General features: G+C 71.0%; 17 protein-coding genes. 8 read left to right on the forward strand and 9 right to left on the reverse strand.

Translation table 11 applies throughout. The annotated features are described in order from the left end of the window. Positions 1-46 precede the first annotated feature (46 nt). On the reverse strand, positions 47-1,270 hold the full coding sequence (gene serB / locus ACWGJ5_RS45700; RefSeq protein WP_453315504.1) for a phosphoserine phosphatase SerB: 1,224 nt from the start codon (positions 1,268-1,270) through the stop codon (positions 47-49). A 231-nt stretch (positions 1,271-1,501) separates the two neighbouring features. Continuing rightward, positions 1,502-3,445: a streptophobe family protein gene (locus tag ACWGJ5_RS45705; RefSeq protein WP_453315505.1), complete on the reverse strand. Its 1,944-nt coding sequence runs from the start codon at positions 3,443-3,445 to the stop codon at positions 1,502-1,504. A gap of 244 nt (positions 3,446-3,689) precedes the next feature. On the opposite strand from ACWGJ5_RS45705, the gene ACWGJ5_RS45710 reads away from it, so the two are divergent. Next, complete coding sequence (locus ACWGJ5_RS45710; protein WP_453315506.1) at positions 3,690-6,269, forward strand: FHA domain-containing protein; 2,580 nt, start codon at positions 3,690-3,692, stop codon at positions 6,267-6,269. Between the two features lie 83 nt (positions 6,270-6,352). On the opposite strand, the gene ACWGJ5_RS45715 is transcribed toward ACWGJ5_RS45710, so the two are convergent. The 3 genes from ACWGJ5_RS45715 to ACWGJ5_RS45725 form a co-directional block, all read right to left on the reverse strand. After that, positions 6,353-7,093: a transglycosylase SLT domain-containing protein gene (locus tag ACWGJ5_RS45715; protein WP_453315507.1), complete on the reverse strand. Its 741-nt coding sequence runs from the start codon at positions 7,091-7,093 to the stop codon at positions 6,353-6,355. 299 nt (positions 7,094-7,392) lie between these two features. Continuing rightward, on the reverse strand, positions 7,393-8,475 hold the full coding sequence (locus ACWGJ5_RS45720; protein ID WP_453315508.1) for an S-adenosylmethionine:tRNA ribosyltransferase-isomerase: 1,083 nt from the start codon (positions 8,473-8,475) through the stop codon (positions 7,393-7,395). Further along, positions 8,472-9,167 carry an SDR family NAD(P)-dependent oxidoreductase gene (locus ACWGJ5_RS45725; RefSeq protein ID WP_453315509.1) on the reverse strand — a complete coding sequence of 232 codons (696 nt, stop codon included), beginning with the start codon at positions 9,165-9,167 and terminating at the stop codon, positions 8,472-8,474. The genes ACWGJ5_RS45720 and ACWGJ5_RS45725 overlap by 4 nt, the downstream gene beginning before the upstream one ends. Positions 9,168-9,394: 227 nt before the next feature. On the opposite strand from ACWGJ5_RS45725, the gene ACWGJ5_RS45730 reads away from it, so the two are divergent. The 3 genes from ACWGJ5_RS45730 to ACWGJ5_RS45740 all read left to right on the forward strand — a co-directional run bounded on the left by ACWGJ5_RS45730 (position 9,395) and on the right by ACWGJ5_RS45740 (position 11,579). Then, positions 9,395-10,540 (forward strand): GAF domain-containing sensor histidine kinase, encoded by a 1,146-nt coding sequence (locus tag ACWGJ5_RS45730; protein WP_453315510.1) that lies wholly within the window; start codon positions 9,395-9,397, stop codon positions 10,538-10,540. Then, positions 10,533-11,174: a response regulator gene (locus ACWGJ5_RS45735; RefSeq protein ID WP_450676113.1), complete on the forward strand. Its 642-nt coding sequence runs from the start codon at positions 10,533-10,535 to the stop codon at positions 11,172-11,174. The genes ACWGJ5_RS45730 and ACWGJ5_RS45735 overlap by 8 nt, the downstream gene beginning before the upstream one ends. Positions 11,175-11,333: 159 nt before the next feature. Continuing rightward, on the forward strand, positions 11,334-11,579 hold the full coding sequence (locus ACWGJ5_RS45740) for a chaplin (protein ID WP_453315511.1): 246 nt from the start codon (positions 11,334-11,336) through the stop codon (positions 11,577-11,579). A gap of 173 nt (positions 11,580-11,752) precedes the next feature. Here the strand turns inward: ACWGJ5_RS45740 and ACWGJ5_RS45745 are convergent, their stop codons facing one another. Next, positions 11,753-12,541: a hypothetical protein gene (locus tag ACWGJ5_RS45745; protein ID WP_453315512.1), complete on the reverse strand. Its 789-nt coding sequence runs from the start codon at positions 12,539-12,541 to the stop codon at positions 11,753-11,755. A 150-nt stretch (positions 12,542-12,691) separates the two neighbouring features. Here ACWGJ5_RS45745 and ACWGJ5_RS45750 point away from each other — a divergent pair, with 150 nt between their 5' ends. The 3 genes from ACWGJ5_RS45750 (at position 12,692) to ACWGJ5_RS45760 (ending at position 15,092) form a co-directional block, all read left to right on the forward strand. Continuing rightward, the gene (locus tag ACWGJ5_RS45750) at positions 12,692-13,483 is read left to right on the forward strand and encodes an ABC transporter ATP-binding protein (RefSeq protein WP_228623860.1); all 792 of its coding nucleotides are present in this window, start codon (positions 12,692-12,694) and stop codon (positions 13,481-13,483) included. A gap of 94 nt (positions 13,484-13,577) precedes the next feature. Further along, the gene (locus tag ACWGJ5_RS45755; RefSeq protein ID WP_453315513.1) at positions 13,578-14,012 is read left to right on the forward strand and encodes an NfeD family protein; all 435 of its coding nucleotides are present in this window, start codon (positions 13,578-13,580) and stop codon (positions 14,010-14,012) included. 111 nt (positions 14,013-14,123) lie between these two features. Beyond that, complete coding sequence (locus ACWGJ5_RS45760) at positions 14,124-15,092, forward strand: SPFH domain-containing protein (protein WP_055710140.1); 969 nt, start codon at positions 14,124-14,126, stop codon at positions 15,090-15,092. Positions 15,093-15,145: 53 nt separating this feature from the next. On the opposite strand, the gene ACWGJ5_RS45765 is transcribed toward ACWGJ5_RS45760, so the two are convergent. The 3 genes from ACWGJ5_RS45765 to ACWGJ5_RS45775 form a co-directional block, all read right to left on the reverse strand. Then, positions 15,146-15,652 carry an HNH endonuclease gene (locus tag ACWGJ5_RS45765; protein ID WP_228623854.1) on the reverse strand — a complete coding sequence of 169 codons (507 nt, stop codon included), beginning with the start codon at positions 15,650-15,652 and terminating at the stop codon, positions 15,146-15,148. 168 nt (positions 15,653-15,820) lie between these two features. Beyond that, positions 15,821-16,360 (reverse strand): YbhB/YbcL family Raf kinase inhibitor-like protein, encoded by a 540-nt coding sequence (locus ACWGJ5_RS45770; protein WP_453315514.1) that lies wholly within the window; start codon positions 16,358-16,360, stop codon positions 15,821-15,823. A gap of 45 nt (positions 16,361-16,405) precedes the next feature. Further along, the gene (locus ACWGJ5_RS45775) at positions 16,406-17,188 is read right to left on the reverse strand and encodes a sporulation protein (protein WP_453315515.1); all 783 of its coding nucleotides are present in this window, start codon (positions 17,186-17,188) and stop codon (positions 16,406-16,408) included. 100 nt (positions 17,189-17,288) lie between these two features. On the opposite strand from ACWGJ5_RS45775, the gene ACWGJ5_RS45780 reads away from it, so the two are divergent. Beyond that, complete coding sequence (locus tag ACWGJ5_RS45780; protein WP_453315516.1) at positions 17,289-17,939, forward strand: DNA-3-methyladenine glycosylase; 651 nt, start codon at positions 17,289-17,291, stop codon at positions 17,937-17,939. Positions 17,940-18,282 lie beyond the last annotated feature (343 nt).

The raw sequence follows: 18,282 nt of genomic DNA on the forward strand, positions 1-18,282 counted from the left end.
GGCCCGGCACCTCCAGGTGCCGGGCCCCCACCGCATCCGGGCCGCTTCAGCCCTCGTCGTGCGTGTCGGCGGCCTCGACCTCTTCGCGGGTGACGCCCAGCAGATACAGGACCGTGTCGAGGAAGGGGAAGTTCACCGCCGTGTGCGCCGCCTCGCGGACCACCGGCTTGGCGTTGAAGGCGACGCCGAGACCGGCCGCGTTCAGCATGTCCAGGTCGTTCGCGCCGTCGCCGATCGCCACCGTCTGCGACAGGGGTACCCCGGCCTCCGCGGCGAACCGGCGCAGCAGCCGCGCCTTGCCCGCGCGGTCCACGATCTCGCCGGTGACCCGGCCGGTGAGCTTGCCGTCGACGATCTCCAGCGTGTTGGCCTGCGCGAAGTCCAGGCCCAACCGTTCCTTCAGATCGTCCGTGACCTGGGTGAAGCCACCGGAGACGACACCCACCTGGTAGCCGAGCCGCTTCAGCGTGCGGATCAGGGTGCGGGCGCCCGGCGTCAGCCGGACCTCGTTGCGCACCTTCTCCACCACGGCGGCGTCCAGCCCCTTCAGCAGCGCCACGCGCGCGTGCAGCGACTGCTCGAAGTCCAGCTCCCCGCGCATCGCCGCCGCCGTCACCTCGGCGACCTTGTCCTCGCAGCCGGCGTGCGCCGCGAACAGCTCGATGACCTCGTCCTGGATCAGCGTGGAGTCCACGTCCATGACCACCAGGCGCTGCGCGCGCCGGTGCAGGCCCGCCGCGACGACCGCGACGTCGACACCCAGTGCCGCCGCGTCCGTGGCCAGGGCCGTGCGCAGCGGCTCCGTCTCCACGCCGGAAACCGCGAACTCCACTGCGGTCACCGGGTACTTGGCCAGCCGGAAGATACGGTCGATGTTGCCGCCGGCCTTCGCGATCCGGTCGGCGATGGCGGCCGTCGACTCGGCGGTCAGCGGATGGCCGAGGACGGTCACCAGCGAACGGCCGAGCCCGCGCGGCCGGTTGTCGCCGTGCCCCGAGATGATCTCCGCCTGCATCTTCATCGACTCGGCCCAGCTGTGCACGGTGGCCCTCAGGTCGCCCTCCAGACCGGCCGGCGGCTGCGTGACCAGAGCGCACAGCACCAGGCGGCCCCGGGTGACGACCTGCTCGATGTCGACCACGTCGACGACGTAGGCGGCGAGGGTGTCGAAGAGGCCCGCCGTGATGCCCGGCCGGTCCTTGCCGAAGATCTTGACGAGGAGGGTGGGGGCCTCGGGGGTCTGTTCAGCGGAGGTCTGCGAAGCGCTCATGGTGTCACCACCGTATCCGGCACCCAGTGCCGTCCGCCGTCGAGGTCCGACTGACGGACACGGAACAATGGATGTCGCGCCGGTGTCAGGGATCTTGCCACCGGGAGACACCGCCCGCCCCCACACGGCGGCCCCCGGCCCCACCACGACTGTGCCACGAGATGCGGTGACGGGCAGGACATGCGCCCTTGCACGCCCCGGCCGACTCACCCTTGCACGCCCTCGGCCGACTCACCCGCGGTGCTTCGGCTTCCCCGGCGGTGCCGGGGGCGGCGGCGGAGGGGGCGGCGGCGGCCATTCGGTGCCGTCCGACCCGTGCGAGCGGTCGCCCCGCCGCGCCGTGGGACGGCGCCGAGGCGGTGGGGGAGCGGCGTCGAGCGGCCGGGCGATGGTCGGGGCGCCGTACGCGTCGTCCCCGGCGGCCGTCGGCCCGGCACCCGGCGGCTCCTCGCGCAGGTCCTGTGGCACCTGGAGGTCCTCCGGCACCCGCAGATAGGGATTCGTGTCCGGGTTCGGCGGCCGGTACGGCGTACCCGGCGCGTACGGCCCGACACCGTCGCGGAGCCCGGGACGACCGGCGCCGCCGTCGCCGGGGCCACCGTACCGAGCGGACTCGACCGCACCCCCGTACCTCAAGCCCTCGGCCTCACCCCCGCCCGCACCGCCGTACACCGGCCTCCCACCGTCACCCCCGACAACCGCGTTCCCCGGTGCCCCCCGGGCCGCCCACGCCGCCCACGGCGCCCACGCCGCTCGTGCCCCCGCCGCCCCGGTCGCCCAGGCCGTCAGCGCCCCGATCGCTCCGGCGCCCGCGCCCCACCCCGCACCGAGCAGCAGTGCCGTGCCGAGGCGGCCGTGCAGTTCGAGGCCGGCGCCGAAGGCGTCGAAGCCGAGCACGGACAGGGACGAGGTGACGGACACGCCCGTCAGCCAGGCGAGCAGCGGCAGGGCGAGCGCGGTGGTGACGCCGAGGCGCAGGCCGCACCGGGCGGCGAAAGCCAGGGCGCTGTCGGCCTGCCGTCCCCCGGCGCTTTCGGCCTGCGGTCCCCCGGCGGTGTCGGCCTGCCGTCCCACCGGTGTGCGGACCGCCGTGAGGACACCGGCCAGCAGCATCGCCAGCGCCGCGGCGACGGCCAGCAGCCACACCCGGCCGTCCAGGTCGGCCAGCCGGCCCAGCGTCACGGGCTGGTCGGTGTGCGCACCGAGGAGCTGGTCCAGCGGGTGGGGGAGGAACCTGCCGAGGACGCCGGTGGCGTGGCCGTCCCAGGGCACGAAGAGACCGAGGGGGAGGCCGAGCCAGACCCCGTTCGGCGTGCCGAGCAGGGCCGCGCCGGCGATCCGCCCGGGATGGTCGTCGCCGATCGCCGCGTACGCCGCCGCCGCGAGCCCCGCCGCCACGGCCAGAAGCAGCACGGTGACCAGCGCCGAGACCGCGGGCCGTACCGCCCGGTGCACGACGGACCAGCCGGGTGGCAGGGGAGCGCGGCGGGAGGCGAGCAGGGCGATCAGCAGGACGCCGGCACACCAGAGGGCGCCGCCGAGCAGCGTGGCCGCCGTGTCCACGGTGAAGCCGACCGCGGCCTTGGCGTGGACGAGGTCGCCGATCCGGTCCGGCAGCAGTCCGCCCACGTCGCCGAGGCCGGGGATGCTCAGTCCGCCACCTCCCGTGCCGCCCCCGCCCGGCAGCCTGTCCAGCCCGAGCGAGCCGCCGTCGATCGTGACGATGTCGTGACCGGCCCAGGTGAGACCGCCCAGCATGGCGACGAAGAGCGCGACCACGGTGCCCGCGCGGGCGAGGAGTTCGGCGGGTGCGACGACAACTCCGGCCGTGCGCAGGGACCGTAGGAAGAGCCACGACAGCAGCAGGGCGCCGGCCAGGCTCACCCCGAGTGGCGTGATCTCGATGGCGGTGTGGGCCTCGGCGCCTTTCAGTCCGAAGGCGGACACATCGCCCGACGGCGTGACCGAACCACCCGCCGCGAGGGCCACAACGGCCGCCGTCATGGGGCCCAGTGAACCCGCCGTGTCCGCTCGCAGGAGGTGCAGGCCGAGCGCGGCCGTGCCCGCCATCCCGATCAACGCCCAGCTCACCGCGGCGATCGTGGACAGCAGGACGTCCTTCCAGGGCACCGTCGCGGCGCGCGGCGTGGTCTCGGCGTTCGTGGCAGACCTCATGGCAGACAGACCCCCGATCCGCGGCGCGGCACCGGAGCCGCGCGTGTCCCCCTCGCCGGGATTACCACTCTCCGGCCCGGTTTCAACCCCGTCAACGGGGCGAGTTGGAGCGTGCGCGGGCGCCCGTTGACAAGGCCCGGGTTTCGGTCAGCGGGCGGAGCCTGAAATAGTTCCCCCCGATGTTCGACATCCCTAGACTCCCTGTGATGGGGGTAATTCGGGGGACAACTCAGTGGGGCATGGAGTGCCGGAACTCGTACTGGAATCAAACGGACGGACCTGGACGTTGGACCCGTCCAGGCCCTACACCCTCGGCCGCGATCCGCAGGGTGACATCGTCTTCGACGACGCCAGGGTGTCCTGGCGGCACGCCACGGTCAGCTTCAACGGTCGCAGTTGGGTCATCGAGGACCATGGCAGCACCAACGGCACGTTCGTGCAGGGCCGGCGGATCCAGCAGGTGGAGATCGGGCCGGGCGCGTCGCTGCACCTCGGCAACGCGACCGACGGACCGCGGCTGAACCTGTCGGGCGCCGCGGTGGGCGGGCAGCAGCCGGCGCCGTACGCCGCGCAGGGCGCCGGGGCGCCGGGCTGGGCCCAGCAGGCGCCCGCCTCCCAACAGGCCGCACAGCCGCAGGCCCAGCAGGCACCGGCCCCGCAGCAGGCCGTACCGCACCAGGCGCCCGCACAGCAGCCGCAGCAGGGCTGGCAGCAGCAGGCGCCCGCGTTCCCGCAGCAGCAGGCGGGGCCCGCGGATCAGTACGCGCAGAACACACCCGGTGGTGGCGCGGGGGCGCCGCCGGTCTACGGCGACCGCAGCCCGACCACGTTCCACCAGTTCGCCGTCGGCCGGGTGATGCGCATCGGCCGTGCGCTGGAGAACGACCTGGTCGTCTCCGACCTCCAGGTCTCCCGGAACCACGCCGAGTTCCACGCCACGCCCGACGGCCGGCTGGAGATCCGCGACCTCGGCTCGCACAACGGCACCTACGTCAACGGCCAGCCGATCCCCAAGGGCGGCTCGGTCCAGCTGGGCCCGGCCGACATCGTCGGCGTCGGCCACTCCACGTTCCGGATCGTCGGCGACCGGCTCGAGGAGTTCGTCGACACCGGTGAGGTCTCCTTCTCCGCGCGCCATCTGACCGTCACGGTCGACGGCGGCAAGCAGATCCTGAAGGACGTCTCCTTCGGTGTCCCGGAGAAGTCCCTGATAGCGGTCATCGGCCCGTCCGGCTCCGGCAAGTCGACCCTGCTCAAGGCGCTCACCGGCTACCGGCCCGCCAACCAGGGCGAGGTCCTGTACGACAACCGGAACCTGTACAAGCAGTTCGCCGAACTGCGCCAGCGCATCGGTCTGGTCCCGCAGGACGACATCCTGCACAAGGAGCTGACCGTCAAGAAGGCCCTGAAGTACGCGGCCAAGCTGCGCTTCCCGGCCGACACCACGGCGCAGGAGCGCGACTCCCGCATCGACGAGGTGCTGCGGGAGCTCAAGCTCGACATCCACATGGACAAGAAGGTCACGTCCTTGTCCGGCGGCCAGCGCAAGCGTGTCTCGGTGGCCCTGGAGCTGCTCACCAAGCCGTCGCTGATCTTCCTGGACGAGCCGACCTCGGGCCTCGACCCGGGCATGGACCGCGACGTCATGCAGCTGCTGCGCGGCCTCGCCGACGACGGCCGTACGGTCCTCGTGGTCACCCACTCGGTGGCCGAGCTGGCGCTGTGCGACAAGCTGCTGGTGATGGCGCCGGGCGGCGCGGTCGCGTACTTCGGCCCGCCGGAGGAGGCGCTGAACTTCTTCGGCTACGACAGTTGGGCCGACGTCTTCTCCGCCTTCGAGAACTACCGCGACTACGACTGGGCGGGCCGCTGGAAGGGCTCGCAGCACTACCAGATGTACGCCGCGGACATCGACGCCGTTGCGCCGCAGTCCGTACCGATGCATCCGATGCAGCCGATCAAGCCGCCCAAGCCGCAGAGCTGGGGTTCGCAGTTGGTCACCCTGGTCCGCCGCTATTCCTCGGTGATCGTCTCCGACCGCGGTTTCATCGCCCTGATGTTCCTGCTGCCGGCCGTGCTCGGCGTGGTGAGCACGCTGATCCCCGCCGAGTTCGGTCTGGGTCTCGGCCCCGCGAGGACCCACTTCACCAACCGGGACGGCAGCACGATCCTGCTCATCCTCGCGGTGGGCGCCTGCTTCGCCGGAGCCGCGAACTCGGTGCGTGAGCTGATCAAGGAACGGGTCATCTACGAACGGGAGCGGGCCACCGGCCTGTCCCGCTCGGCGTACCTGATGTCCAAGGTGATCGTGCTCGGCCTGATCACGATGCTGCAGGGCGGCATCATCGGCGCGATCGGCCTGCTCTTCCGCGGCGACAAGGTGCCGCAGGAGGGACTGCTGCTGAAGAACTCGCCGGTCCTCGAACTCACCCTGCCGATCATGGCGCTCGGTTTCACCTCGATGATGATCGGTCTGATCATCTCCTCGCTGGTGAAGACCGCCGAGAAGACCATGCCGCTGCTGGTGATGTTCGCCATCGTCCAGGTCGTCTTCACCGGCTGCCTCTTCCAGCTGCACGGCAAGGTCGGCGTCGAGCAGGTCGCCTGGCTGATGCCCGCCCGCTGGGCGGTGTCGGCGGCGGGCGCCACGGCCCAGCTGAACGTGCTGCTGCCCTGGGATCCCACCAACCCGGACCCGCTGTGGGACCACAAGCTCAGCCAGTGGTTCACCGACATGGGCGTGCTGCTCGGTCTGGGTGTGCTCTGCGGCTTCGTCGTGGCCCGCTTCCTGCGCCGCCACGAGCCGGAGGTCATGCGCAAGTAACCGGGCCGGTACGACGCGAAGGGCGGCACCCCACGATGGGGTGCCGCCCTTCGGCGTTGCGTCGCTGAGGTCCGCGCCAGTCCTCAGTACGCGCTGTTGACGTTGTCCATCGAGCCGTACCGGTGGGCCGCGTAGTTGCAGGCGGCGGTGATGTTGGCGACCGGGTCGTAGATGTTCCACGACGTACCGGCCACGTGGTAGGCGTTGAAGGTGGGCTGGATCACCTGCAGCAGGCCCTTGGACGGGATGCCGTTGATGGCATTGATGTCCCAGTTGTTGATGGCCATCGGGTTGCCAGAGGACTCACGCATGATGTTGCGGTGCAGACCGCTGTAGGAGCCCGGGATGCCGTGCTGCTTCATGATGTCCAGGGACTGGCGGATCCAGCCGTCGAGGTTGTTGGCGTAGGTCTTCGCGGCGACCGGCTGCATGTCGATCCGCTGGGCGGAGCGGCTCGCGGCCTCGTTGGCGGCGCGGTCCTGCGCGGCCTTCTTCGCGGCGGCCACGGCGGCGGCCTTCTTCGCGGCCTCGGCGCGCTGCTTGGCGGCGGCCTCGTCGGCGGCCTTCTTCTTCGCGGCGAACGTGTCGAGCTTGACCGTCTGAGGGGCGAGCTGGTCGGTGACCGTGCCCTTGACGTTCTTCAGCGTGGTGCTGCCGGCGACCTGGGCGGCCGTGGCGGGGGAGCCGGTGGTGACGGTGTCGGCGTTGCTGGGAACGGCCGAGATGGCGATGGCGGCGGTGCCGAGGGCGGCGACGCCGGCGATGGCGATCTTGTGCTGCTTGGCCAGGGCACTATGAGCACGGTTGAGGATGTTCTTGGGCATGGCTGATGGACCTCTTCGATAGCGCGGAGGTCGCTCCTGCGTCCGCCGGGGGAATCGGCTCCTCCCACACGAACGCCGCGGGCCGGTGACCCACGGCGCTGAGCGACGGAGCAATTCTTAGCTGGCGCAAAATGCCCAGGCAAAGGTGTGACCTACGATCCTCCCTAGTGGATCGGGGAAGGGCAAAACCGGACAGACTAGACCGTTGTTCCCGTTCATGCGGGGATGGTTTATCTCCTATGCCCGGTCGTACGTGATGTGGGCCCTATGCGCGGGCTCACATCGGACGCGTAACAGTTTCACCAGGAGTTGCCGCCGCAACGCTCTGTGTGAGAGCCCTCCTCCGGGAGGATGAGATGCACGTCGCCGAACTCGTGCCACAGGTAGAGCCCCCGGAGCGCCTCCTCGTAGGCACGGTCGACCGCGGCCCGTCCCGCCACCGCCCGCAGCATCAGCAGATGCGAGGCCTCCGGCTCGTGCAGCCCGGTCAGCAGCCCGTCCACCACCCGCACCCCGCGCTCGGGCGTCACCACCAGGTCCGTCCACCCCTCGGCCGCCCGCACCACCCCGTCCGGCCCGGTCGCCGACTCCACGGCCCGCACGGCCGTCGTACCGACCGCGATCACCCTTCGGTCGCCCGCCTTCACCGCGTTGATCAGCCGCGCCGACGCCGCCGGAACCGAGAACCGCTCGGGATACGGCGGCTCGTGCGCCTCCGCCGACGCCACCCCCGTGTGCAGCGTGATCGGCGCGAACTGCACCCCCCGGCTCACCAGCTCCGCCACCAGGTCCGCGGTGAAGGGGCGCGCCGCGCTCGGCATCTCCGCACTGCCCGCCCCGTCCGGCGACGCCAGCGCGAACACCGTCTGGTACACCGACAGCGGCTGATCGCGCTCGGTGTAGGAGTAGCGGATGGGCCGCCCGTGCGCGCGCAGCGTCCCGGGGACGTCCCCGTCCGCCCGGGCCCACCACAGCCGCTCCCCGCGCGGGCTCAGCGGCTCCTCCAGCACCAGCCGCCCCCTCCCCGGCAGCAGCACCTCCGTACCCGCACGTGTACCCGTACGCGCGCGCGTGGTGCCCTGCCCGTCCGGTTCCCGCAGCTCGACCGCCCATCGGCCGTCGTCCCCGCGCGTGGAGAAATGCACCACCACACGCGCGTGGCCGCAGCGTCCGTCCACCGCCGCGGCCAGCGTGGGCGAGGTGTTCACCACCAGCAGGTCCCCGGCCCGCAGCAGCAGCCCCAACTCCGGGAACGCGTGATGTGTCACCTGCGTACCGCGCGAGACCAGCAGCCGTACGGCGTCCCGGTCCAGTCCCGGACCGCGCTGCTCGGCGGGCACGCGCGCGGACAGCCCCTCCGGCACGCGCACGACCGTCCTCACCGCTCCTCCAGCAGCGCCGTCGCCGCGTACCGCCCGCTGGCCGGCCGTTCGTCCAGCAGCCGCAGAAACGCCGGTACGACCGTGTCCGGCGCCGGACGCCGGTCGTCGTCGCCCGGTACGGCCGCCGCGTACAGGTCGGTCGCCATGTCCCCGGGATCCACCGCCCACACCCGCAGGCCGGGCTCCTCCACGCCCAGCACCGCCACCAGCTGGTCCAGCGCCGCCTTCGAGGCGCCGTAGCCGCCCCAGGTCTCGTACGCCTCGGCCGCCGCGTCCGAGCTGACCGCGACCACCGTGCCGGCCGGCGAGTCCCGCAGCAGCGGCAGCGCCTCATGGACCAGGCCGAGCGCGGCCACCACATTCACCTCCAGCGCCCCCCGCAGTCCCTCCAGGGGCAGCTCGGCCAGCCGCACCAGCGGCTCGGCACCCAGCGCGCTCGCATTGCTGACCAGCAGGTCGAGCCCGCCCAGCCGGCGCGCGGCCGCCACCAGCTCCGCCCGGTGCCCGGCATCCGTCACATCCCCGGCGGGCGCCGCCACGCGCGTGCCGTGCCCGGCGACGCTCTCCGCGGCCTCGTTGAGGGCCTCGGCGCCCCGGGCGTCCAGCACCAGGTCCCAGCCCCGCGCGGCGAGTGCCTCTGCGAGTGCCCGCCCCAGGCCCTTCGAGGCCCCCGTGATGATCGCCACCGGCATGACTACCGTCCCCTCATCGCCTCCCGCCTCCGTCGGGCGGTGACCACACCGTAGGAACGGCGCCGTCCCGGCCGCCTCGGACGCGGGCCCCAATGCGCAGGGGCCCTTCGGCGTACACCGCACGTCCGGGGCCGCGGGACCTACACCGGCCGCCCTAGGACCAGCGGACCGGGCCCCGCCGCCACAGGTCCGATCTGCTTGTCACACCCCGCCGGTACCGTGAGGACATGAGTCACCGCCCCCGGTCCGGCCTGGCAGCGGTCAGTTCCGCGCTGCTGGCCATGAGCAGGCATCTGGAGGTGCGCGACGTCCTCAAGACGATCGTCGCCTCCGCCCGCGAACTGCTCGACGCGCAGTACGCCGCCCTCGGTGTCCCCGACGATCACGGCGGCTTCGCCCAGTTCGTCGTCGACGGCGTCAGCGACGCCCAGTGGAAGGCCATCGGCCCGCTGCCCCGCCAGCACGGCATCCTCGCCTCGATGCTGCGCGAGGCCCGCCCCGAGCGCCTCGCCGACGTGCGCAAGGACCCCCGCTTCGAGGGCTGGCCGGCCGCACACCCGGATCTTGCCGACTTCCTCGGCCTGCCCATTCGCGACGGCGACGAGGTCATCGGCGCCCTGTTCCTGGCGAACAAGAACTGCCCCAGGCGGGACGGGAGCTGCGGCTTCACCGAGGAGGACGAGGAACTGCTCGCCATCCTCGCCCAGCACGCCGCCATCGCCCTCACCAACGCCCGGCTCTACGAACGCAGCCGCGAACTGACCATCGCCGAGGAACGCTCCCGCCTCGCCCACGAACTGCACGACGCGGTCAGCCAGAAGCTCTTCTCCCTGCGCCTGACCGCCCAGGCCGCGGCGGCGCTCGTCGACCGCGACCCCGCCCGCGCCAAGGGCGAACTCCACCAGGTCGCCGCGCTCGCCGCCGAGGCCGCCGACGAACTGCGCGCCGCCGTCGTGGAGTTGCGCCCCGCCGCCCTGGACGAGGACGGCCTGGTCGCCACCCTGCGCACCCAGACCCAGGTACTCGACCGCGCCCACACCGCGCGCGTGACCTTCACCAGCAACGGCTTCCGCGCCCTGCCCGCCGCCCAGGAGGAGGCCCTGCTCAGGGTCGCCCAGGAAGCCCTGCACAACGCACTGCGCCACTCCGGCGGCGAACACGTCGAGGTGAGCGTGGGGCGGCGCGGCTGCGGAGCCGTGCTCCGCGTCACCGACGACGGCAGCGGCTTCGACCCGAAGGCGGTCCGCCGCGCCGGACGGCATCTGGGCCTGGTCTCGATGCGAGACCGCGCGAGCGGGGTCGGCGGCGCGCTGACCGTGGACTCGGTGCCCGGCAAGGGCACCACGATCGAGATGGAGGTCCCCGGTGGCTGACGCGATCAGGGTGCTGCTCGTCGACGACCACCAGGTCGTCCGCCGGGGCCTGCGCACCTTCCTGGAGGTGCAGGACGACATCGAGGTCGTCGGCGAGGCCGCCGACGGCGCCGAGGGAGTGGCCCGCGCCGAGGAACTGCGCCCGGACGTCGTCCTGATGGACGTCAAGATGCCGGGCATGGACGGCGTCGAGGCACTGCGCCGGCTGCGCGAACTCGACAATCCCGCGCGCGTGCTCATCGTCACCAGCTTCACCGAGCAGCGCACGGTCGTACCGGCCCTGCGCGCGGGCGCCGCCGGATACGTCTACAAGGACGTGGACCCCGACGCCCTCGCCGGAGCCATCCGCTCCGTGCACGCCGGCCACATCCTGCTCCAGCCCGAGGTCGCCGGCGCCCTGCTCTCCCAGGAGGAGGCCAACTCCGGCCAGGGCAGAGGCGGTTCGCTCACCGACCGGGAGCGCGAGGTGCTCGGCCTGATCGCGGACGGCCGCTCCAACCGCGAGATCGCCCGCGCCCTCGTGCTGTCCGAGAAGACCGTCAAGACGCATGTCTCCAACATCCTGATGAAACTCGACCTCGCCGACCGCACCCAGGCCGCGCTCTGGGCCGTACGCCATGGCGTGACCGGCTGAAACGCCCTCCCCAAGGCCTCACCCACGGCAACAGCCCAGGCTGAGATTCATACCGTCGTGGGAATGTCACCCGGACGGCGCATCCTCCGGCGATCTCCACCGTTCTCCAGTGCGTGCTGCGGCGAACCGCCGCGGTGAACGTCTAGGAGGGGTTGGAAAGTGAAGAACCTGAAGAAGGTCGCGGCCGTGACGATGGTGGCCGGCGGCCTGGTGGCGGCCGGTGCGGGGATGGCCTCCGCCACGGAGGGTGCCCACGCGTGCGGCGACGCCCAGGGCTCCCCGGGCGTCATCTCGGGCAACGTCATCCAGGCCCCTGTGCACATCCCGGTGAACGCGGTCGGCAACAGCGTGAGCGTGGTCGGCGTGCTGAACCCGGCCTTCGGCAACAGCGGCCTCAACTACTGAGGTCCGGCCGACAGCGATCACAGGCCTCCCGGTGCCCACCGGGAGGCCTGTCATGTTGTCGTACGACCGCCCCGGCCCGTCCGGCGCTCGAGAACAAGGGCCGCCAGTTCGACGACGGGGTCCGGGGGCGGCAGCCCGCAGGTACGCCCGCACCGTGACCCGGCCCTCGTCGGCTATCGAACTCCCCGCTCCCGCTCCTCGACGATGGAGTTGTACGCCGCCACCTGCGCCCGCCGCGCCGTCCGCTCGACGGGCCGCAGGGCCTCCGCCCGTGCGGCCATTTCGGAGGAGCTGACCGCACCCCCGTGCCCGTTGCCGTACGCCAGCGACACCAGCAGCGCGACCCGCTGCGCCAGCTCCAGCACCCGCACCGCACGCGGCGGATACCCCGGCGCCAGCACCTCCCGGCCCCGCTCGGCCCGCGCCCGGTACGCGTCGATCGCCGCCTCCGCCACCGGGCCCGACCCGGCGACGTCCAGCTTCGACAGCACCTCGGTCGCCTCGCGCAGCGCCTCCGCCAGCTCCCGCTCGGCCTCGCCCAGCGACGGCACGTCGGCGGGCGGCGCCTCCCGCACCGGCAGCACCTGCCAGACCACCTCGGCATGCACATCACCCGTCGGCCCGGCCTCGTACACCCGAGGCACCAGCCCGAACGCGGCGCCGTGGCAGACCACCGCCTCCTCGGCCTCCAGCGCCCGCGCATTGAACGCGGGCGGACCGCTCAGCCCCAGCGGATGCCCCGGCGCCGGCAGTGCGACCCGCAGCCCGGTCGCCCCCAGCGTCCGCAGCCGCCCCAGCGCGAGCGTGAGCCCGACCGGCGCGGACTCCCCGGGCAGCCCCTCCACCCGGTGCACGGCGTCCTCGCCCACGATGGCGAGCGCGGCGTCATCCGGAGAGACAAGTCCGGCCAAAAGGGCATTTCCCCAAGCGGCAAGGCGTCCTGAACGCGGTTCCGAGAGCATGCCCCCACCCTAAGGACCGGACCGATGGAATGGTGCGGGGCACTCGTGGCGTAGATTTCATAAGGGCTGCGCCCACAGGCGCGGCGGACCGAGCCACAGGCGTACGCGACAGCCGAGACCGGCCACACTGCAAGGGGAGACAACGCGCTCATGAGCGATGTTCTGGAGCTTCAGGACGTATCCGTGGTCCGCGAGGGCCGGGCTCTGGTGGACCAGGTCTCCTGGTCGGTGAAGGAGGGCGAGCGCTGGGTCATCCTCGGACCCAACGGCGCCGGCAAGACCACCCTCCTGAACGTCGCCTCCAGCTACCTCTTCCCCAGCAAGGGCACCGCCACCATCCTCGGCGACACCCTCGGCAAGGTCGACGTCTTCGAGCTGCGCCCGCGCATCGGCGTGGCCGGCATCGCCATGGCCGAGAAGCTCCCCAAGCGCCAGACCGTCCTGGAGACGGTCCTGACGGCCGCCTACGGCATGACCGCCCACTGGCAGGAGGAGTACGACGAGGTCGACGAGCAGCGCGCCCGCGCCTTCCTCGACCGCCTCGGCATGAGCGACTACCTCGACCGCCGCTTCGGCACCCTGTCCGAGGGCGAGCGCAAGCGCACCCTCATCGCCCGCGCCCTGATGACCGACCCCGAGCTGCTCCTGCTGGACGAGCCCGCCGCCGGCCTCGATCTCGGCGGCCGCGAGGACCTGGTCCGCCGCCTCGGCCGACTCGCCCGCGACCCCATCGCCCCCTCGATGATCATGGTCACCCACCACGTCGAGGAGATCGCCCCCGGCTTCACCCACGTCCTGATGATCCGCCAGGGCAAGGTCCTCGCCGCCGGACCCATCGAGCTCGAACTCACCTCCCGCAACCTCTCCCTCTGCTTCGGCCTCCCGCTCGTCGTCGAGCAGGTCGGCGAGCGCTGGACGGCACAGGGCCTGCCCCTGTCCTGACCCTTCGCCCAGGGCCCTCCCAAGGCCCTCCCGAACCCGGCCCGCTCCCTTTCGCGCCCTGTCCGCCGCCAGGCCCCGGCCCTACCATGACCCTGTGAACGACATCGACGCATGGGTGTGGTGGCTCGTCGGCGCGGCGGCGCTCGGAATCCCGCTCGTGGTCACCGCCATGCCGGAGTTCGGCATGCTCGCGGTGGGAGCCATCGCGGCCGCCGTCGCCGCGGGCCTCGGTCTGGGCGCCGTGATCCAGGTCCTCGTGTTCGTCGTCGTCTCCGTCGCGCTCATCGCCGTCGTCCGCCCCATCGCGGCCCGGCACGGCAGACAGCTTCCGCAACTCGCCACCGGCGTCGACGCCCTGAAGGGCAGGCAGGCGGTCGTCCTGGAGCGCGTCGACGGCTTCGGCGGCGGCCGCATCAAGCTCGGCGGAGAGATCTGGTCGGCCCGCGCCCTCGACACCGACCGCGCCTACGAAGTGGGCCAGGAAGTGGACGTCGTCGACATCGAAGGGGCCACCGCCATCGTCATCTGAGGCATCATGCCCACGAGTTGGGCGATGGTCTGTCAGACTCGACCAGCAAGATCTTCTGCAACCACGAGATCTGCCGAAGACGCCGAGGCGGAGAGGGGTACGGGGAACACGATGGAACCGGTCATCATCGTCCTGGTCATTCTGGTGGTGTTGGTCTTCATCGCCCTGATCAAGACCATCCAGGTCATCCCACAGGCCAGCGCCGCCATCGTCGAGCGCTTCGGCCGCTACACACGCACACTGAACGCGGGCCTGAACATCGTGGTCCCGTTCATCGACACCATCCGCAACCGCATCGACCTGCGCGAACAGGTCGTACCCTTCCCGCCGCAGCCGGTGATCACCCAGGACAACCTGGTCGTCAACATCGACACGGTCATCTACTACCAGGTGACCGACGCCCGCGCGGCCACCTACGAGGTCGCCAGCTACATCCAGGCCATCGAGCAGCTGACGGTCACCACGCTGCGCAACATCATCGGCGGCATGGACCTCGAACGCACCCTGACCTCCCGCGAGGAGATCAACGCCGCCCTGCGCGGCGTCCTCGACGAGGCAACGGGCAAATGGGGCATCCGCGTCAACCGTGTCGAACTGAAGGCCATCGAACCGCCCACCTCCATCCAGGACTCGATGGAGAAGCAGATGCGCGCCGACCGTGACAAGCGCGCCGCGATCCTCACCGCCGAAGGCACGCGCCAGGCCGCCATCCTCACCGCCGAGGGCGAGAAGCAGTCGCAGATCCTGCGCGCCGAAGGTGAGGCCAAGGCGGCCGCCCTGCGCGCCGAGGGCGAGGCCCAGGCGGTCCGTACGGTCTTCGAGGCCATCCACGCCGGCGACCCCGACCAGAAGCTCCTGTCGTACCAGTACCTGCAGATGCTCCCGAAGATCGCCGAGGGCGACGCCAACAAGCTCTGGATCGTCCCCAGCGAAATCGGCGACGCCCTCAAGGGCCTCTCCGGCGCCATGGGCAACTTCGGCCCCCTGGGCGGCGGCGGTCAGGGCAACGGCGGAGCCAACGTCCCCGCACAGAACAACGGCCCGGGCACCGAACGCCGCGAGAAGCCGAGCATCGACTGAGGGATCGTTTCCGACGCCGGGCCGTACCCGCGCCCCGTCAGGGGCGCGGGGAACTAGGCAGCGTCCCGGGCCAACCACTCAGGCAGAGCCTCGAACTCCTCGGCGCCCAGAGCCAAGAGCATCGCATCGGCTGGAGTCGGCTCAAAAGGCTCCCGGAGCAACGCCATTCCAGCCTCCTCAGGAGTCCGGTTGGCCTTCCGGTGATTGTCCTCCGCACACGCGGCGACCGTGTTCAGCCACGTGTCCTGCCCACCCTGCGCCCGCGGCAGCACATGGTCCACGGTCGTCGCCCTGCGCCCGCAGTACGCGCAGCGGTGCCGGTCCCGGACCAGCACACCCCGCCTCGACCACGGAGCTTGTCTTCGGAACGGCACCCGTACGTATCTGCACAGCCTGATCACCCGGGGCGCGGGTATGTCCACATCCGCACCGCGCATGCGCAGTTCGGGATGGGCCTGCTCGACGACGGCCTTGTCCTGCAGCACCAGGACGACGGCTCGATTCAGCGTCACCGTCGACAGCGGCTCGAAGCTCGCGTTCAGCACCAGCGTGTCCCGCATCCAGCCCACCTCCCGTGTGCACCTGCCCACCCCCCGGCGGGCTTGGATCAACTCTGGACGGGCGCGCCGAGATGGACAACGCAATAAAAAATGCCCGCCTCCGATCACTTCCAAGACCGGAGGCGGGCAAACGTTCAATGAACGCTCGACTGAATCCGTACTATGCGGTCAGCCCTGCGCCGGGTTCTCGTACTCACCGATGAGCTGGGCACGCGCGATCGCGTGGAACCGCAGGTTGAAGCCGACGACGGCGGGCGAGACGTCGGAGTCCGGACCGAGCTTCTCCTGGTCGACCGCGTACACCGTGAAGACGTACCGGTGCGGCCCGTCCCCGGGCGGCGGCGCGGCGCCACCGAAGTCCTTCGTCCCGTAGTCGTTGCGCACATGCACCGCGCCCTCGGGCAGGCCCTCGAACTTGCCGCTGCCCGCACCCGCCGGCAACTCCGTCACGGAGGCCGGGATGTCGAACAGGACCCAGTGCCAGAACCCGCTGCCGGTCGGCGCGTCGGGGTCGTAGCAGGTCACGGCGAAGCTCTTGGTCTCCGGCGGAAAGCCCTCCCACCGCAGGTGCGGCGAGGTGTTGCCCTCCGCATGGACCTGCGCGCTCTTCAGCGTCGCACCCGCCTCGACATCGTCGCTCGTCACCGTGAACGACGGCACCGGCGGATGGAAGTCATGGGGGAGCGGCCGCCGCTTGAGCTCGGTCACCTCGGTACCTCCTGATCGATGATCTGGAACCAGCAGTTCCCGAGCCTAGAACCAGTTGCGCTTGCTGCCGACCTCGGACAGCCACTGGTTCAGATAAGCCGCCCAGTCGGTCCCCATCCAGTCGTTCAGCCCCACCTGGAAGGACCGGTAGGTGTCCGAACCCTCGCTGAACAGACCCGGCTTCTTGTCCATCTCCAGCACGACGTCCATCGCGTGCTCGTCGGCCACGAAGCTCAGCTCGACCTGGTTCAGGCCCCGGTACTGCGACGGCGGGTGGAACTCGATCTCCTGGTAGAACGGCAGCCGCTGCCGCGTACCCCGGATGTGGCCGCGCTCCATGTCCGCGTTCTTGAACCGGAAGCCAAGCTGGATGAAGGCGTCCAGGATCGCCTTCTGCGCCGGCAGCGGATGCACGTTGATCGGGTCGAGGTCACCGGAGTCCACCGCCCGCGCGATCGCCAGCTCGGTCGTCACCCCGATGTGCATCCCGCGCAGCGCCTGCCCGTCGATCATCGTGACCGGAGTCTCCCAGGGGATCTCCAGACCGAACGGCACCGCGTGCACGGCACCCGCCTGCAGCTCGAAGGCACCACCGAGCCGCACCTTGGTGAACTCGATGTTCTGCTTGTACTCCTCGTCGCCGCTCTCCACCTCGACCTTGGCCTGCAGACCGACCGACAGCCCCTCGATGTCCTGGTTCACGGACCCGCCCTGGATCCGCACCTCACCCTGGACGACACCGCCCGGCACGACATTGACCTCGGTCAGCACCGTCTCCACCGACGCCCCACCGGCCCCGAGGCTCGCGAGCAGCTTCTTGAAGCCCATTGACTCTCCCTTTACGAAGGACCTTCGACACCTACAAACGCGATCCGCCCCCGACCGGTTCCGCCGGGCCGGTCTCCCCTCTGCATTACCCTCGGAGGACATGATCGCGCCCCCGGACCGTACGCCCCTGCCCAGAGAGTTCTTCGACCGCCCGGTCCTGGAGGTGGCACCGGACCTCCTCGGCCGGATCCTGGTCCGTACGACACCCGACGGCCCGATCGCCGTCCGCCTCACGGAGGTCGAGGCGTACGACGGCCCGAACGACCCCGGCTCACACGCCTACCGTGGCCCCACCCCCCGCAACACAGTGATGTTCGGTCCCCCCGGACACGTGTACGTCTACTTCACCTACGGCATGTGGCACTGCATGAACCTCGTCTGCGGCCCCGAGGGCCGGGCGAGCGCCGTTCTGCTCCGCGCCGGCGAGGTCGTCGACGGCGTCGAACTGGCCCGCAAACGACGAGTTTCAGCCCGGAACGACAAGGAACTGGCCAAAGGTCCGGCCCGTCTGGCCACGGCCCTGGAAGTCGACCGCGCCCTGAACGGCACGGACGCGTGCGCCACCGGCGAGACCCCGCTGCGGATGCTCACTGGTACGCCCGTAGCCGCTGACCAGGTACGAAACGGCCCGCGCACCGGAGTCGCCGGCGAAGGCGGGAACGGCGACATCCATCCGTGGCGTTACTGGGTGGCGGGCGACCCGACGGTGAGCCCCTATCGGGCACATGTACCGAGGCGGCGCCGAAGTTGACGCGTCCTGCCAAGGTGCGTAATGTATCCCGAGCCGCTGAACCGGGTACGGCAATCGCCTGCAGCCGGAGCGGCAACCCACTACTCAGCTACAACCCCTCGCCGGGGTGGATTTTGGCGCGCCCGCGTGCCCGAATTCGAACCCGCGAGACTCGATTATGAGTCGCCGAGACAATGAGCTAACGTAGTGAATGTCGAAAGGGCGGACGGCCGAAAGTCGAAAGTCCCGAAGACACCCCGCCGGCAGGGAATCGGATCGAGAAAAGATCTGATAGAGTCGGAAACACCGAAGGGAAGCCCGGAGGAAAGCCCGAGAGGGTGAGTACGAAGGAAGCGACCGTTCC

It is taken from the genome of Streptomyces sp. NPDC054783 (assembly GCF_053611725.1).

What these genes read in the sequence shown, in the direction of transcription:
- ACWGJ5_RS45775 (WP_453315515.1), bottom strand. Translation starts at nt 17,188, where the DNA reads ATGGGCTTCAAGAAGCTGCTCGCGAGCCTCGGGGCCGGTGGGGCGTCG.
- ACWGJ5_RS45705 (WP_453315505.1), bottom strand. Translation starts at nt 3,445, where the DNA reads ATGAGGTCTGCCACGAACGCCGAGACCACGCCGCGCGCCGCGACGGTG.
- ACWGJ5_RS45715 (WP_453315507.1), bottom strand. Translation starts at nt 7,093, where the DNA reads ATGCCCAAGAACATCCTCAACCGTGCTCATAGTGCCCTGGCCAAGCAG.
- ACWGJ5_RS45725 (WP_453315509.1), bottom strand. Translation starts at nt 9,167, where the DNA reads ATGCCGGTGGCGATCATCACGGGGGCCTCGAAGGGCCTGGGGCGGGCA.
- ACWGJ5_RS45780 (WP_453315516.1), top strand. Translation starts at nt 17,289, where the DNA reads ATGATCGCGCCCCCGGACCGTACGCCCCTGCCCAGAGAGTTCTTCGAC.
- serB (WP_453315504.1), bottom strand. Translation starts at nt 1,270, where the DNA reads ATGAGCGCTTCGCAGACCTCCGCTGAACAGACCCCCGAGGCCCCCACC.
- ACWGJ5_RS45745 (WP_453315512.1), bottom strand. Translation starts at nt 12,541, where the DNA reads ATGCTCTCGGAACCGCGTTCAGGACGCCTTGCCGCTTGGGGAAATGCC.
- ACWGJ5_RS45760 (WP_055710140.1), top strand. Translation starts at nt 14,124, where the DNA reads ATGGAACCGGTCATCATCGTCCTGGTCATTCTGGTGGTGTTGGTCTTC.
- ACWGJ5_RS45730 (WP_453315510.1), top strand. Translation starts at nt 9,395, where the DNA reads ATGAGTCACCGCCCCCGGTCCGGCCTGGCAGCGGTCAGTTCCGCGCTG.
- ACWGJ5_RS45750 (WP_228623860.1), top strand. Translation starts at nt 12,692, where the DNA reads ATGAGCGATGTTCTGGAGCTTCAGGACGTATCCGTGGTCCGCGAGGGC.
- ACWGJ5_RS45765 (WP_228623854.1), bottom strand. Translation starts at nt 15,652, where the DNA reads ATGCGGGACACGCTGGTGCTGAACGCGAGCTTCGAGCCGCTGTCGACG.